The sequence below is a fragment of the Methanosarcina sp. Kolksee genome, from assembly GCF_000969945.1.
Taxonomy (GTDB): domain Archaea; phylum Halobacteriota; class Methanosarcinia; order Methanosarcinales; family Methanosarcinaceae; genus Methanosarcina; species Methanosarcina vacuolata.
In genome coordinates, this window is record NZ_CP009524.1 from 1,116,498 (window position 1) to 1,131,352 (window position 14,855).

The 14,855-nt window shown below is 40.6% G+C and carries 15 protein-coding genes and 1 pseudogene; 5 read left to right on the plus strand and 11 right to left on the minus strand.

What is annotated here, in order from left to right:
• The first annotated feature begins 129 nt into the window (after positions 1 to 129).
• Positions 130 to 543 (plus strand): putative zinc-binding protein, encoded by a 414-nt coding sequence (locus MSKOL_RS04775; RefSeq protein WP_048118740.1) that lies wholly within the window; start codon positions 130 to 132, stop codon positions 541 to 543.
• Between the two features lie 43 nt (positions 544 to 586).
• Here the strand turns inward: MSKOL_RS04775 and MSKOL_RS04780 are convergent, their stop codons facing one another.
• On the minus strand, positions 587 to 1,288 hold the full coding sequence (locus MSKOL_RS04780) for a metallophosphoesterase (RefSeq protein WP_048154006.1): 702 nt from the start codon (positions 1,286 to 1,288) through the stop codon (positions 587 to 589).
• A 132-nt stretch (positions 1,289 to 1,420) separates the two neighbouring features.
• Positions 1,421 to 3,355 carry a hydantoinase/oxoprolinase N-terminal domain-containing protein gene (locus tag MSKOL_RS04785; protein WP_048154009.1) on the minus strand — a complete coding sequence of 645 codons (1,935 nt, stop codon included), beginning with the start codon at positions 3,353 to 3,355 and terminating at the stop codon, positions 1,421 to 1,423.
• A gap of 419 nt (positions 3,356 to 3,774) precedes the next feature.
• Between MSKOL_RS04785 and MSKOL_RS04790 the strand changes: the two genes are divergently transcribed.
• Both MSKOL_RS04790 and MSKOL_RS04795 read left to right on the plus strand, forming a co-directional pair.
• A complete protein-coding gene (locus tag MSKOL_RS04790) occupies positions 3,775 to 4,485 on the plus strand; it encodes a class I SAM-dependent methyltransferase (protein WP_048154013.1) in 711 nt (236 codons plus the stop codon).
• 216 nt (positions 4,486 to 4,701) lie between these two features.
• Positions 4,702 to 5,064, plus strand: a complete 363-nt coding sequence (locus MSKOL_RS04795; protein ID WP_048118760.1) for a sulfite exporter TauE/SafE family protein — start codon at positions 4,702 to 4,704, stop codon at positions 5,062 to 5,064.
• A 220-nt stretch (positions 5,065 to 5,284) separates the two neighbouring features.
• Here the strand turns inward: MSKOL_RS04795 and MSKOL_RS04800 are convergent, their stop codons facing one another.
• The 3 genes from MSKOL_RS04800 to MSKOL_RS19810 all read right to left on the minus strand — a co-directional run bounded on the left by MSKOL_RS04800 (position 5,285) and on the right by MSKOL_RS19810 (position 8,390).
• Positions 5,285 to 7,036 (minus strand): DEAD/DEAH box helicase, encoded by a 1,752-nt coding sequence (locus MSKOL_RS04800; RefSeq protein WP_048154015.1) that lies wholly within the window; start codon positions 7,034 to 7,036, stop codon positions 5,285 to 5,287.
• A gap of 632 nt (positions 7,037 to 7,668) precedes the next feature.
• Positions 7,669 to 8,112 (minus strand): hypothetical protein, encoded by a 444-nt coding sequence (locus MSKOL_RS04805; RefSeq protein WP_231592449.1) that lies wholly within the window; start codon positions 8,110 to 8,112, stop codon positions 7,669 to 7,671.
• Positions 8,113 to 8,231: 119 nt separating this feature from the next.
• Positions 8,232 to 8,390 carry a hypothetical protein gene (locus MSKOL_RS19810; RefSeq protein WP_156150968.1) on the minus strand — a complete coding sequence of 53 codons (159 nt, stop codon included), beginning with the start codon at positions 8,388 to 8,390 and terminating at the stop codon, positions 8,232 to 8,234.
• A gap of 84 nt (positions 8,391 to 8,474) precedes the next feature.
• On the opposite strand from MSKOL_RS19810, the gene MSKOL_RS04810 reads away from it, so the two are divergent.
• Positions 8,475 to 9,014 carry a GNAT family N-acetyltransferase gene (locus MSKOL_RS04810; RefSeq protein ID WP_048154019.1) on the plus strand — a complete coding sequence of 180 codons (540 nt, stop codon included), beginning with the start codon at positions 8,475 to 8,477 and terminating at the stop codon, positions 9,012 to 9,014.
• A 111-nt stretch (positions 9,015 to 9,125) separates the two neighbouring features.
• Positions 9,126 to 9,443 (plus strand): annotated as a pseudogene (locus MSKOL_RS04815) (carboxymuconolactone decarboxylase family protein); the annotation flags it as partial.
• Between the two features lie 16 nt (positions 9,444 to 9,459).
• Here MSKOL_RS04815 and MSKOL_RS04820 read toward each other — a convergent pair.
• From MSKOL_RS04820 to MSKOL_RS04845, 6 genes are read right to left on the minus strand one after another with little or no spacing between them, the layout of a single operon-like run.
• The gene (locus MSKOL_RS04820; RefSeq protein ID WP_048154025.1) at positions 9,460 to 9,843 is read right to left on the minus strand and encodes a 4Fe-4S binding protein; all 384 of its coding nucleotides are present in this window, start codon (positions 9,841 to 9,843) and stop codon (positions 9,460 to 9,462) included.
• Between the two features lie 14 nt (positions 9,844 to 9,857).
• Positions 9,858 to 10,934, minus strand: coding sequence for a nickel-dependent hydrogenase large subunit (locus MSKOL_RS04825; RefSeq protein ID WP_048154028.1), 1,077 nt, complete (start codon positions 10,932 to 10,934; stop codon positions 9,858 to 9,860).
• A 22-nt stretch (positions 10,935 to 10,956) separates the two neighbouring features.
• Positions 10,957 to 11,307 carry an NADH-quinone oxidoreductase subunit C gene (locus MSKOL_RS04830; protein WP_048154030.1) on the minus strand — a complete coding sequence of 117 codons (351 nt, stop codon included), beginning with the start codon at positions 11,305 to 11,307 and terminating at the stop codon, positions 10,957 to 10,959.
• Positions 11,300 to 11,770 carry an NADH-quinone oxidoreductase subunit B family protein gene (locus MSKOL_RS04835; protein ID WP_048154033.1) on the minus strand — a complete coding sequence of 157 codons (471 nt, stop codon included), beginning with the start codon at positions 11,768 to 11,770 and terminating at the stop codon, positions 11,300 to 11,302. Before MSKOL_RS04835 ends, MSKOL_RS04830 begins: the two co-directional genes overlap by 8 nt.
• Before the next feature lie 14 nt (positions 11,771 to 11,784).
• Positions 11,785 to 12,648, minus strand: coding sequence for a respiratory chain complex I subunit 1 family protein (locus MSKOL_RS04840; protein ID WP_048118787.1), 864 nt, complete (start codon positions 12,646 to 12,648; stop codon positions 11,785 to 11,787).
• Positions 12,645 to 14,564, minus strand: a complete 1,920-nt coding sequence (locus MSKOL_RS04845) for an NADH-quinone oxidoreductase subunit L (protein WP_048154036.1) — start codon at positions 14,562 to 14,564, stop codon at positions 12,645 to 12,647. Before MSKOL_RS04845 ends, MSKOL_RS04840 begins: the two co-directional genes overlap by 4 nt.
• Positions 14,565 to 14,855 lie beyond the last annotated feature (291 nt).

The following is a 14,855-nucleotide window of genomic DNA, read 5'->3' on the forward strand; positions in this document are numbered from 1 at the left end:
TTTTCATTAAAGGTTGTGAAACAATTTTTCATTAAAAGTTCTGAAACATTTCTCATTAAATGTTGTATTATTCATAACGATTGTATTTCCCACTAATGTTTAGCTTTCTCATTAAAGGTTGTAATATCCATGGAATCAGCAGGAACGGAATCTATAAACTCTTTACCCGGCAAGACAGATGAAACTAAAAAAACTTCCGGAAAAAGGAAAAGTACCCTCATTTTTGCCTGCTCTGGCCTTTCTAACACCGGAAAACTTACAATGCAGGCAGCGTCAGCTCTTGCTTTCAGAAGGCCTGACCTTTACAGGGCTGCGGCTGCTCACAAAGGAGTTGATGCGGTTGAAGATGCCATATCAGACGGCTTTAAGATTCTTGCCCTGGACGGCTGCTCGGACCGTTGTGCCACAAAAAAGCTCGATGAAGCCGGAATGAAAGCTGACACATATCTAATGGTTACGGAACTCGGGGTCGAGAAAACAAGACCTTCGGATGTGAAGCCTGAATATGTGGAAAAAATTGTCAGAGCTATAAAAGAAGCCTGAGCCCAACTTCCCATCATTATTTTTTAATTTCTTAAATACAGTATCAGTATCCTCGCCTGAGAATAGCTATCAATTCATCTGGATGAGGCATTCGTTCTTTGATTTTTGTGCAAACAGATTCAATGTCATAATCGAGGCGCAGGTGCTCTACTTTTCCGTTTTCGGTGTCAAAAATGGCGCAGCTTGCCCGGGGATCTCCATCCCTTGGCTGTCCGACTGAACCCGGATTTATTATTTTCAAGTTTCCGAGTTTTCTGTTCATGGGGATATGAGAGTGCCCGACAACAAGAAATTCTGCTTCCAAAGGCTCCATTGCTTCGTTAATCATATTCTGGATCTCTTCGTCAGTAGTTTCGGGCTTTATGTATTCAAACATAGAGCGAGGGCTGGCATGGGTCAGATAGAGTCTTTTTCCGTCGATTTCTTCTCTAATCAGGAGGGGGAGGTTCTGAAGGTATTCCATTCCGGATCTATCAAGGATTTCCCAGGTGTATTCCCTGGTCGCAATTGAGAGATGTTTATATTTGTATCCACACTGACAGTCTACCTTGAAAGCAACTGCATTGTCATGGTTTCCTCTTATTACAGGAATTTCTTTCATGCGCAGAAGGTCAATACATTTGTCTGGATCAGGCCCATAGTCAACAATATCTCCGAGACAGATGACTCTATCATGAGGAATTTCCAGAACAGTGTCTAAAGCTTCATAATTTGCATGGATGTCGGCAATCAGCAAGATTCTCATATCTTCCACTTCTCACTTCATTCACTCTATTTTGGTTTTTTTCTATTCATTCTTAAAATTTTGTTCTTTGTTTTCCCCTTTAGATTCCTTATTTTATCTCTCTATTTTATCTCTCTATTTTATCCCTCTATTTTATCCCTCTAAATGCAACCCACGTATTCCTATTCCCATTACCAGTAAATTGGTTTCCATAGGTGGATGGTTCCAGCCATCAGGGGAGATTGTCTTTTTCTCAACGGAAATTTCAATCTGGCTTCCGCTAAGGCCGCAGTCTTGCATGTAATCCATAGCAAGCTTTTTCCCAAGTTTGGTTGCAGTATCAAGGGCTTCTGAATACGTATCAAATTTCAGCCTGCTGCCCGGGGCAAAGACCAGGAAATCCTTATCTGGGGACATGAGGCTTGCTGGTCGTATCAGGATTTCAACTCTTTTAATACCTTTTCCCACCAGGGCTCCAACTGCGTTTCCTACCTCGGCATGTTGGGGAACGATGATTTCTGCATCAATGATTTCCTTTAGCTCTTCCCTATATGCCCGGACAGGTCCTCCAAGCAGTACAACCGGAATGTCCAGCTTGAATTTAGCAGGATAGTTTCCGTCCAGGATCTTTTCAATGGATTCGTATGGAACATCTGACAGGATATAAGACAGCAAATGAAGTGCCATGCTCCTTGCAACCCGCTTTTTTACTGCAGTACATAACTCTCCTGGGGTCATATGCATAAGTCTCGCAATCTTTTCTGCGCCTATTTGTGAGGCATCAACATCCCATTCAGTGTATTCCCCAAGTACATGCAGAGCGTCCGTAGGCGTGAAACCGATTGCCTGGACGAGGCGTTTTCTGATAAGGGAATCTAACGTCTGAGGATAGACGTCTTTTTGGAGAAGGACATTGATTTCAGGTACCGATACGGGTTCTTCCCCTATGACCTTCATTACCTCAGCTTCAGTCCTGCTTAATTCTCCGGCCTGATAACCGGATCTTACAAAAAATTTTGTGGGCTGGATGTTCTCTCCCAGATCTTCTCTGAAAGGCATGGGCGTTCTTTTGAGGTTATTCAAAAAGCTCGGGTATTTTACTGCAGCTACTGCCAGTGGGATGACTCGCCTGGGCCCAAGGAAGAGTTCCTTGTTAACGGTCCAGATATGGCTATCCCCTCCTGTAGCTGTTGTCTCCATTCTGATTGCCCGGACGCGGGTTTTCCAGCCTCCGACGACGGCTCCTTCATCGCTAAGGTCGGGAACGCCCATACAGATTGAGGAGATATCCGTGCTTGTGCCTCCTACGTCCACAACTTCACAGGTCTTTAGCCCTGAAAGGAAAGAAGCTCCTACAAGACTTGCTGCAGGGCCTGAAAAGATAGTTTCAATGGGTTTTTTCAGGGCATCTCTTATCCCCACTACCGAGCCATCGCATTTAAGCATAAGGAGCCGTGCGTTAATCCCGCGTTTCGTGATCTCTGAAATAACGGACTTCACGAACTGTCTTGTGATGGGGATGAGCTGGGCATTGAGAAAAGCCGTCACCGCCCTTTCGTAAGCTCCCAGTTCCTGGGAAAGTTCATGTCCGCAAACCGCAGGCAGACCCGTAAGTTCAAGAATCAGGTCTCTGGCCCTTATTTCGTGTTCAGGATTTCTTGTGCTGAAGTAAGAAGAGATTGCAAAAGCTGAAACCTTATCCTTGACTTGCAAAGCAAATTCCTCTATAGCCTTAAGATCAAGGGCAGCGACCTCTTCTCCATTATGGTTATGCCCACCGGCAGCAAAAAGCACATGTTCGGCCGGTAACTCTTTATCAACTGGATGGTCACCTATAAGGATAAGGGCTACCGGAAAACCTGTGCCTTCAAGGATGGTATTGGTGGAAAGGGTCGTTGAGACCGAAACCAGCTTTACGTTTTCTAAATATTCAGGATTGAGCCCATCAATTACGTTTTTAATGCCTTCAAAGGGGTCGGGATAGGTAGTAAGTGCTTTATTTGAGTCTATAATCTCTCCATCCGAATCCCTTACAAGCACCGCATCAGTATAAGTGCCTCCGGCATCAATCCCAAGACTGTAATGCATATTGAGAATGGCTCCTTTTTTCTTTTTCAGGAAGTGTCTTTTGACAAATCTTTCTTTTCCTGATTCACTTTCAGGAAAAACAAATAAGAATTAAAAACTGGTTTAATAAAACAATATAGTCTTAAAGTAATAATATCTAAAAATATAAATATTTACTTATTTCATAATAATTTGAAATAATTAGGAGTTATAATTCCATAGGAAATATAAAAAAGAATCTCCAGTATATCTTGTCAGAAGTTTCTTAATATTAGCTTTGCGAAACCTTCTACTTTTCTGGCTTTACTTCTTCTTTTTATTCTTTAAAGATGTCTGGATGAAAAATTCGTGATTTTTAAGGAAAACAATTAATTACCCTCATTTCCGAGAAAAGGTAATAACTTTTCAACTCGATAACAAATAAAAAGGACCCTGGTAATATGACTCCTACGACTCCTGTAAAACCTGCCCAAAACGCCACCCCTCACCTTCCTGAGGACTTTGATTCCCGGATTTCCGGAGTTCTTCCTTATTACTCCTGTTTTCATCAGGAAACTATCAATTTCGTCAAATCCATGCCATCAATCCCAAAAATCTGGCTGGATACCGGATGCGGAACTGGATCTCTGGTTAATAAGGCAATTGAGGAATTTCCGACTACAAAGTTTCTTTTGCTTGACCCCTCAGAAGGTATGCTAAATCAGGCAAGGAAAAAACTATCATCTTGCCCTATTAACCGGCTGGAATTCCTGAGAGCGTCTTCTACCCAGGAATTCTCTCAGGAGATAGAGGAAAAACCGGACATTATAACTGCGATACAGTGTCATCACTATCTTAACCGTGAAGGAAGAGCAAGAGCCACTGATATGTGTTACAATCTTCTAAAAGAAGGCGGAGTTTACATTACCTTCGAGAATATCAGACCGTTAACCGAAGAGGGAATTCTTGCAGGAAAAAGATACTGGCAAAATTTCCAGTTAACTCACGGCAGGACTGAGGATGAAACTAAGGAGCACCTGAAGCGTTTTGATACCGAATATTTTCCAATAACTGTTGAAGAACACCTGGAACTCCTAAGAGAAACAGGGTTCAGAACTGTGGAGTTATTCTGGTACTCTTACATGCAGGCTGGCTTTTATTGCATCAAATAACTGATTATCTAATTCTTATTCTCCTTATTCATTTCTGATTTTTCTATTACAGGATTTAAAATCACCCCAGTTAGCTGATGAACTCCACCTTATTGATAAACAAGATAATTTTTTTATTAATGAAATGATATTAATATTCATTCAGCGTCTGTTTTTGTGACGAAAAACAGAACACATCGAAGATTCATTGGAAACATATTTTGGCGGTAAAACTTTATGGAAGATTTAATAATTTATTTACTGATTGGTGCTGCAGCAGGTATTTTAAGTGGGCTATTCGGGATTGGTGGTGGGGTTATAATTATTCCTGCACTGGTTGTTTTACAGGGATTTTCTCAAATAAAAGCTCAGGGAACTTCTCTGGTCGCACTGCTTCCGCCTGTTGGCATACTTGCTTTTCTTGAATACTATAAAAGGGGAAATGTTGATTTATATGCGGGTATAATCATTTGTATTGCTATGGTTATTAGTGCAAAATTCGGAGCACAATTCGCAAATATGCTCCCGATGGATGTGTTGAGAAAGGCTTTTGGTATATTTGTTATTTTAATAGGAATAAAGACCTTTTTGGGAAAATAAGAATTCTACTCCTAAGAATATCAGTAGTTATTCAGCCTACGCAAGATTCGTCTATTAATTTTGATTTCAACGTAAACCTGAAAAATAAACTAAAAAGCCTGAGTAAAAAATTCGAAGTTTGAATAAAGGATTAGGGGTAAAATTATGATCTCAGAATTTCTCAGAATTTGTCGAAATTTCTGAAACTTTGTATCCCCTCAAACTCTTTAAAAAAATGTAATTAATACGAAGAATATTTTTTCTTCGCAGTTCGTGTATCTTTTGTATAACCTTTGCTGTTCGAATTGCGAGAGTCACTGCGAGAACCATTCCAGGAATCATTTCGAGAATAACTCCGAGAGCCGTTGCGAGTGTCACCGTGAGATTCACCAGCACTTTTTGAGCTTCTTCCCTTTGATTTCTGGGCAAGCTCTATAAAGGGTTTTCGACCTCTCTTTTTGTCTTTGAAGATTTCAAGCAGGGCTGAAGCCTGAGCAAAAGGTACAGTTACGAAGGAGAAGTGTGGGAAAATTTCCGCATCTCTTATTTTAAGATCGTTTTCTCCGGTTTCTTCCTGCATAAACTCACATAGCTTCTCAGGGGTCATGCCATCAGCTTTCCCCATTGCGATGAAAAGCCTGGTTTTACCTTTCCGGTCGACATATGAACTTCCGGAGATCTCTGTGTACATGCTTTCATCGAACATCTCTTTGAAAGAGTACTTCAGGAGGGCAGCCAGGATCTTTTCAGCCGGGTATTCTTCAAGAAGCTTCTCACTCATCTCAAGGCAGTCGCCGTACTCTTCGGTTTTTATAGTCTCTTCGAGTTCGGCTTTTACTCTTGCCCTTTTGGCTTTTATTACATCTTTTATCTCGGGAATTCGGCCTTTTTTCATTTCGGACTTTGAAGTCTTTTTTATGTAGGTGAGCCGCCTGTATTCCGTGGATGTAACGAAAGTGATCGCAGTTCCCTGCTTTCCTGCCCTACCGGTCCTCCCTATCCTGTGTACGTAGGATTCAGGGTCCTGCGGAAGGGAATAATTGATTACATGGGTCAGATCCAGAATATCGATACCTCGAGCTGCAACGTCGGTTGCCGCGAGGATGTTTATTTTTTGCTTTCTGAACCTGTTCAGTATCTTTTCCCTTTCATTCTGGGAAAGGTCGCCGTGCAGGGCATCGGCTGCATATCCTCGGTCTCCAAGCTTCTGAGCAAGTTGGGCGGTATCGGTTTTTGTTCTGCAGAACACAAGCCCGTAGAACTCGTCTTCAATATCGATAATCCTGCACAGGGCTTCAAATTTGTCGCTTTCCTTGACTTCGAAATAAATCTGCTCGGTCAGGTTTACATCAAGGTCTTCTTTCTCAATGGCAACATGCTCATAGGTCTTCATGTATTTCTTGATGATTCCAAGGATTGGCTTTGGCATTGTAGCTGAGAAGAAAAGCATTCGCTTATCAGGCCCAGTTGCCTTTAAGATTTCCTTAATATCGTCAATGAAGCCCATATTGAGCATTTCATCAGCTTCGTCCAGTACGAAGTACGCGATGTCCTCAAGGTTCAAGCTCTTCCGCTCAAGGTGATCGATTACTCTTCCTGGGGTTCCCACGACAATATCAACTCCGCTTTTCAGCACTCTGAGTTGCTGGGTCATGGACTGTCCCCCATAAATCGGGACGATATGCAGCTTTTTGTCCCCTTTAAGGGAATTGAGTTCTTCTGAGACCTGGATTGCCAGTTCTCGAGTCGGGGTCAGGACTATCGCCTGCACCTTTCCTGATTTCTCCGGAATTTTTTCTATAATGGGGGCTCCGAAAGCCGTTGTTTTTCCGGTTCCGGTCTGAGCCTGCCCTATGATATCACATTCTCCTTTCAAAAAAAGCGGGATAACTTTTTCCTGAATTGGGGTCGGTTCTTCAAACCCTTTCTTTTTAAGGGCTTTTAACATACTGTCTGAAAGCCCTAATGCCTTAAATTTTGCTAATTTTTCCATGTACTCACTCTAATATTGACATTTTTTTACAGATCGCTCAATTTGCAGGTCTGCTGCTTACATGCTCTGCCGCATACCCGGCAGTATCCTTTGCGGAAGAGGCCATTTATTGAAACCAGTACATGATACCAGCTAAAAACAGGTAAACACGTCGTATAAATGGTTGATATTCCCCGGGAATGCGAGAAGGTGCCTAAGGACCAGGGAAATTCACAACCGAGATACATTAAACTTATACAGCAAAAATTCGATTTTCTTGGATAAGTTCCGGACGCTTTTTTGAGTTCTTCCCTGTGATACAGGCAGACGAAATTATTAGATTAAATAAGATTAAGTTAGATAACCTTTGACTTAAGTAGTACCCTGTTACCCATTCCTGTATATAACCCTTTGCAACTCATCTAATGAGGTTTTCAATAATAAAGCTTTCTATCATCCAAAGCTTTCTATCACCAAAGAAGCCCCATAGTCAGATGCTATTGGTTTTCAGGAAAAACCGTTTGTAGGTATCAATTACAAGTATCCATTACAAGTCTCAATTACAAGTCTCAATTACAATACAGGTAAAGTAGTGGCTAATGCAGGTATAAAGCAGTAATCACAAGACGGAAAAATTTTCAGATACCGTCTGTTCAGTAATACCAGCCGTGAAAACAAAGCTCATCGGTTAACATTTCTTTAAGAAGGTTCAGCCTCTCGATAGAATTCCTTATCTGTTCGGGTTTGTCCAGTACTTCTTCACACCCGGTTTCTTCCTGTATTGTTGTGATCCTCAAAAGCTCGGCAAAGTTAACGCACTCATCCAGAAAGCTGTTGAACAGCTTGCGGGCTTTTACAAGTCCATGCGAAGTTCTGAAATCGGGCTGAACAGTTTTTTCATACTCTGCTCTCTGTTTCATTTCTGAGACCAGGAAACGGGATTCAACATAATCCCTTTCATCCAGAAGATCCCCGAGGTTCCTGAGATCAGTCCCTATATGCTGAGTAAAGTAAGCAATTTCAAAAGCCCATTGTTTATCAAAATTAGTTTCCGGCCCTTTATTGGAAAAAGGAACTCCATTCATCAGCCAGCTCATCTCCGATTAATATTTGCCTTTTTTCATTATTAACATCTAAGAGAAAAGAATAAAAGTTTAACGTTTAACTAATTTTTCTGGCTCTATAATGTGTTTTCTGGATTTTCTTTGGGAGTAACTCACGGAGGGCATATGTCTTTAGAGTTTGTCCTGATTAAACTCAGGACTCCTTTCTCAATCAGCTTCTTTACTGCTTTTTCATTCTCTACTTCTCCAGAAAAAGCTTTCTTTTTTGCTCTCTCATAACATCTTCCAACAAGTTTGGGACTGCCTGCCACCCTTGAAATTTAGGCCCTGGCACTTATAAGGATATGTTTTAATATTGTCATGTTGATTTTTTCTTAAAATGGGTGATGGGTAAAATGCAACTGGAATACAGTGTAAGAGGAGCCGAACTTTCGGATCTGCATAAAATTATGGTGCTTTATAAGACTGTTGCAGCCCGCTCGGGTGGAATTGCAAGACATGCCGATGAGGTCACTGAAGCTTATGTCCGAAATTTCATCGAGAGATGCCATGAGACAGGAATTATTCTGACAATTGAAGACCCTTCAAACCCTGAAGCCCTGATCGCGGAAGTTCATACCTGCAGCCCGGGTATAAGGGTTTTTTCACATCTTTTCAGCGACCTTACAATAGCCGTGCACCCCGATTATCAGGATAAAGGAATAGGATCATTACTCTTTCAAACCCTCTTGCAGGAAATTGAATTAAAACATCCCGAGATTCTCAGGATTGAACTCATTACAAAGGAAAGCAATCAAAAAGCTATAAGGTTTTACAAGAAATTTAGTTTCAGGGCTGAAGGCAGACTTGAAAAACGGATTTCAGGAAAAAGTGGAGAACTGGAAGCAGACATTCCTATGGCCTGGATCAGGCAGGAACGGGATCCACCGCTTTAAGGAAAGCAAAAAACTAAGCTTTCTAATTAAGAGTTTTTATGTCATTTTTGCTTATCAAAAACCTAACTCGAATATTATAGTTGAGAATGGCGTGTTGATTGCAAGAGCAAGAGATTGATTGTAGTCGCTTCTTTAGTCCTTATGCGCTGCGAGTTTTGTCTTGATGTCCACTCACAAAGGACTCTTATCCACGGATCCAGTAAACAGGAAATTGCCGAGTCCATTGACATGCTACATTTACAACAGCTGGCTATTAAAGCAAGAGAAAAACAGAAATCAAGAGAAAAACGCTTTTTCTGCCTGAATGGCTTTTGGGAAATCCCCCTAAAGGATTCCCGAACTGCCAAATTTAGACCGGAGAACATTCAGTATTGTTTTTCAGGCATAAAATTTGAAAAAAATAAAAAAGCAGTATCAAAAAAGAATTAATTTAAAAATTAAGTTCTCATTTTGAAGACGCTGCTTTTGGAGTTTCTGCTTTTGGAGCTTTTGGCTTGTCCACTATTGGAACCACTACCTTAATAAATTCCTTAGCACCAGTCTTTGCTCTTTCGTTAGAGATTGATATACAATCTTTTGGGCATCCATTAACGCATTCAGTGCACATAATGCATCTAAATACACTGAGTTCCCATGTTTTATCGGCCTTAGTAACTGTTATTGCATCAGGTGGGCATTTCTTTTGACATAGCCCGCAGAGAATACAGTTTTCAGGATTGAAAACAATTCTTCCTTTGAACTCCTTAAAAGGTTCCCTTATCTCGAAGGGGTAAAGTCTGGTAGGAGGTTTACGAGAAATATTTGTTAGAACAAGGTTTAACATACCCATTGTGATCACCCATTTTATCTCTCAGTACAACTAATGCATGGATCTATAGTAAGTACAACTATAGGTACATCAGCGAGTTTAACGCCGGGCAACATAAGTAGCAGTGAAGGTATGTTTGCAAAGGTAGGTGTCCTTATTTTAAGCCTTTCAAGATTTTTAGTACCATTACCTTTCACATAATATACAACTTCACCTCTGGGTTGCTCTGTTCTCATAATTGCTTCGCCGGTAGGGAAGCCCTTTATGGGTATCGCAACCTCACCATTAGGCAGCTTGGAGATCGCATTCCTTATCAATTTAATAGACTCGTATAGCTCAGTAATTCTTACTTTAGTCCGGGCGTAACAATCTCCGTCTTTTTCAACGACTGGCTTAAAACCGAGATCTTTATAGATATCCCAGTCTGCTGTCTCTCTGACGTCAACAGCATTTCCACTTCCTCTGAGTGTAGGACCAGCTGTTCCAGCCTCGTATGCGAGTTGTTTTGACATTGTAGCTAACCCTACAAGTCTCTGCTTAACGGTGTAATTATTTACGAACACTTTTTCAATGTCTTTGACCTGGGATTCCACTGCATCGAGCATTTTCAGAGTCATATCAATTTGTTCTTTAGTTAAGTCTCTGGAAACTCCTCCAACTTTGGATATTGAATGTATAACTCTGTTTCCAGTGATTCTCTCCAGTACATCTAATACTGCCTCTCTGTACTTCCAGCATTCATAAAAGAGACTTTCAAATCCAAAACCATCGGCAAACAAGCCCAGCCAAAGGAGGTGACTATGAACTCTGTTGAGTTCACCAACTATAACTCTTATATACTGTGCTCTTTCAGGGATTTCGACATCGAATAACTTTTCAACTGCTCTTGTATAAGTTATACCATGAAGGGCACTGCATATTCCACATATTCTCTCACAAATATAGGTAGTTTGGTTATAGTCCTTTGTATCTATGAATTTCTCAAGCCCTCTATGAACGTAGCCGAGTGAGGGAAGTACTCCAACAACAACATCGTTATCAATTTCAAGTTTTAACGATACTGGTTCGGGTAAAACGGGATGTTGAGGACCAAACGGTATTACGGTTGTCATGTGATTCTCCTCTCAAATTGCTTTAGGCCAATGGAGCTTTTGGACTGTTTGGTGTCAGGTAAAGATGGCCCTTGTAGTCTATTGCTAAACCTTCGAAAGTCAATCCGAAGAGATCCTGGTACTCATTTTCGATCAAAAGTGCACATAGATAGATTCCTGATACACTCTTGGGTTTCTCACCTGGTTTCACAAAGTATCTTAGATTTTTTAATTTATTATCTTTCTCAAAGATATATATCAAATCGTGACCTTCGTTAGCTTTCAGGCATATCATCGTAGAATATCGATAACCATCACTTTTTAAACCCTCAACAGCTTTTAGCAGCTCTCCACTGCTTTTAATTTCTGTGGCTTCTATGGTATTATCAAGCATTCGATGGCACCTCGCTTCCTTTCAGTTTGACTTCTTTTCCTTTGATATTCCCTTTCTTCTTCTCTTCGAGTATTGAAAGTGCTGCTACTACACCGTCAAGTATGGCTTCCGGCCTTGGGCAGCATCCGGGAACGTATGCATCTACAGGTATAACCTGATCCACTCCGCCTATTACATTATAGCAGTTATGGAAGATCCCACCTGTAGATGCACAGGCGCCTACAGCTAAGACAACTTTTGGATCTGGAATCTGGTTATAGAGATTTTTAAGTACATTTACATTTTTATAATTCACTGAGCCTGTAACCACCATTATATCAGCTTGCTTGGGAGTGCCGATGTTTAAAACACCAAATCTTTCAGCATCATATAGAGGAGTAAGACAGGCCACTACTTCAATATCACAGCCATTGCAACTGTTCACGTTTACATGTATGATCCATGGGGATTTTGCCAAACTCATAAGTGTCCCTCTTTTTAAGCTAATTTGACTCCGCTAACGTACAGGAATGCTATGTTCACAATCGAAATTATTAGCAGGACTGTCCAGCTCAGTTTGAGCATCCACTGCCAGTATACTCTTGCAGTAATGTTATCTATAACAATTATAAGCAAGTAAGCAATGATGCCTAAAAGCACACCTATTATTGGGTTTGATGCCCAGAATAAGAATATGAGTCCTGTTAAAAACACGTATTCATAGAAGTGTGCAATCTCGATGGTGGCAAACCCTGGCCCTCCATATTCGGTTGTCATACCTTTAACCAGCTCCTGGTGACCATGGTGAGAGGTTGAGTAGTCAAAGGGAGACTTTTTCAATTTTATATTTAGGACAACTATCATTGCTATGAATATAAGAGGCGTATACATTAGCAGAGGGGATGACGCATCTAACAGCGCAGATAGTTTGAAAGTGCCGGTAAGCAAGTAGATTGCAAGAGCATATAAAATTAAAACTGGTTCATAGGACAGTATGGCCATTATTTCTCTTGAACTTCCTACTCTAGCGTACGGAGAACCAGTGCTCATTCCTCCTACAATTAGAGCTACCGAAGCTACTGTGTAGACGAATATTATCATCAGAAAGTCTTGTTTGAAAACTAACATAAAAAGACTCAAAATGATAAAGACGAGGTACACGATTACGTAAAAGTTTTGAGATGAATTTACAACCATGTTGTCTTTGCTGAGGAGCTTCTTAACATCATAGTATGGCTGCAAAAGAGGAGGACCTACTCTACCCTGCAGTCTTGCAGTGATTTTCCTGTCTACTCCTGAGGCTAAACAGCCGATGATAGGAGCAACAATTAAGACAAGAATAATTGTTAGAATCTCATTCATAATCCTACTCCTCCTGCTAATGCAATTACAATCAGAATTATGGAAATTGCATATCCTAATGTTGTAAGTTTACTTTCTCCAAAAATATTCTGGAGATATATGTTGGAAACGCTGCTTTTTTCGTAGCTGCAAAGTCCATTTCTGAACATTAATCTGTCCCTTTCAAGGTTGTTTTCTCCACACATATAGTAGCTAGACATACGAGGAGTAAACATGTTTTTGGTAGCAAGATATATCAGAATAGCCAGAGCAAGCACTGCGAATATTGCTGCGTAAGTAAAGGCCCCTACTTCAGAGGCAAATTGCCCAGCCTGTCCTGTAACATTAGGAGCATTTCCGAGTAGAATTGCGACCTGGGGTTTAATGAAGTAATCATATATTGAAAATATAAAGATACTTGTACCTATTATGGATAATCCAAGAACTGATAGTGGGAAATATGTTTCCAGTTTTTTATGGGGAACTGCATTTTTATCCATGCTGGATGATAAGATTGTTCCAAGCCACTTAGAGTAATAAACTGTAGTGAGTGCACTTCCAAGTACTAGGAATACTATCACAACAGGGTTGTTTGAAGCAGCTTCCATTGATACCCATTTTGTGAGCAATACTCCGAAAGGAGGTAACAGCATGGACACCATTCCCAGAGCTGCAATGGATGTGAGAAGAGGAGCCTTATTTATTAATCCTGACATGTCCTCTATATCTCTGCTTCCTATGGTGTGCTCAATTTCACCAGTGCACAGGAATAAGAGACCTTTTGATATAGCGTGGAACAGAATAAGCATCATCGAAGCAGCTACAGCCAGAGGTGTGCCTATCCCGGCGCTTGCGATAATTAATCCTAAATTTGCAATAGTTGAATAAGCAAGCACTCTTTTAGCATTCCTTTGAGATAAGGCTAAAGCTGAGCAGATAACGAAGGTAAAGCTACCATAAACTGCAATAGCTGTTCCGAGGGAGGTATTAGCAAAAGCTGGTACAAGCTTGACAATTAAAAACACACCGGCATTTACCATCGTGCTTGAGTGCAGTAAAGCAGAAACAGGTGTGGGAGCTACCATTGCACCTAAGAGCCAGCTATGGAAGGGCATCTGAGCAGATTTCGCAAAGCCTCCAATACAGAGTAAAGCAACAGGAAGGGCTAAAGCGGCCAGCGCTACTGCATCAGTTCCAGCGTAAGTTGCAATTCCGGTAAGGGAACTTATATCATATTTAGTTGCAAGCAGAATTATGCCTACAGACATAGCAACTCCGCCAACCAGGTTTAAGGCCAGAGCCCTGAAACCGTTGTTTATTCCTTCTTCATCCATGTTATATGAGATCAACACAAATGAACACAGAGTTGTTAGTTCCCAGAAAAGATATAGCCAGCCTAATGTGTCAGACATTACCAGACCATTCATGGCTGCCAGGAAGAAGCTCATTGTAAAGTAAAATATCCTTTGCCTATTAAGATGTCTGTGCTCTTCATACTGATCCATGTATCCAGTTGCGAATAATATAATCGCTGTACCGACTATATTCACAATTAATATCATGAGCTGAGACAATTGATCAATATTAAAAGAAGCACTTTCAGCACCTGGAACATTGGCATAAGTGTAAGCAAATAAGGCTGCTGAAATTATTCCAAGTCCAAGTGTAGGCCAGTTTTTATATTTTGCTGATATAGCAAGAATAAATAGTATTACCACTACTTCGAGTACAAGGACAATGTTTTCAAACATTGCGAAATTTGGTTCTTCAACCGAAACTACTCCAGTACCGCCTAATACCAAACTAACTGATAAAACTACTCCAATTATGAAAAAAGCCCAAGCCAAGTACTTGTATAGCGATTTGGGAAGGGCTACAAATAATAACGAAAACAGTAGGGGTACTATAATTAATAGCATAACGGTGTTTTCTATCATACAGCGTATCCTCCGATCTATTAATCCTCCGATCTGTTATTCTCAACTTATAATGCTAGAATTTATGCAGCTGAAAAACAGAATCCAATATTTGGGACGTTTTTATAACCTATTTTCTATATACCCGAATGACTTAGTATATTGATTTCCCATTCAACTGCGCAATTCCTGAGTATATAAGAATATGGACTAATATTCCACAAATATTATAGTATTCTTATATCAAAATTACAAGAAATAATAATCTGTGAATAATGTCGATATAAATTCGACATGTTGCCAATTCTTAAT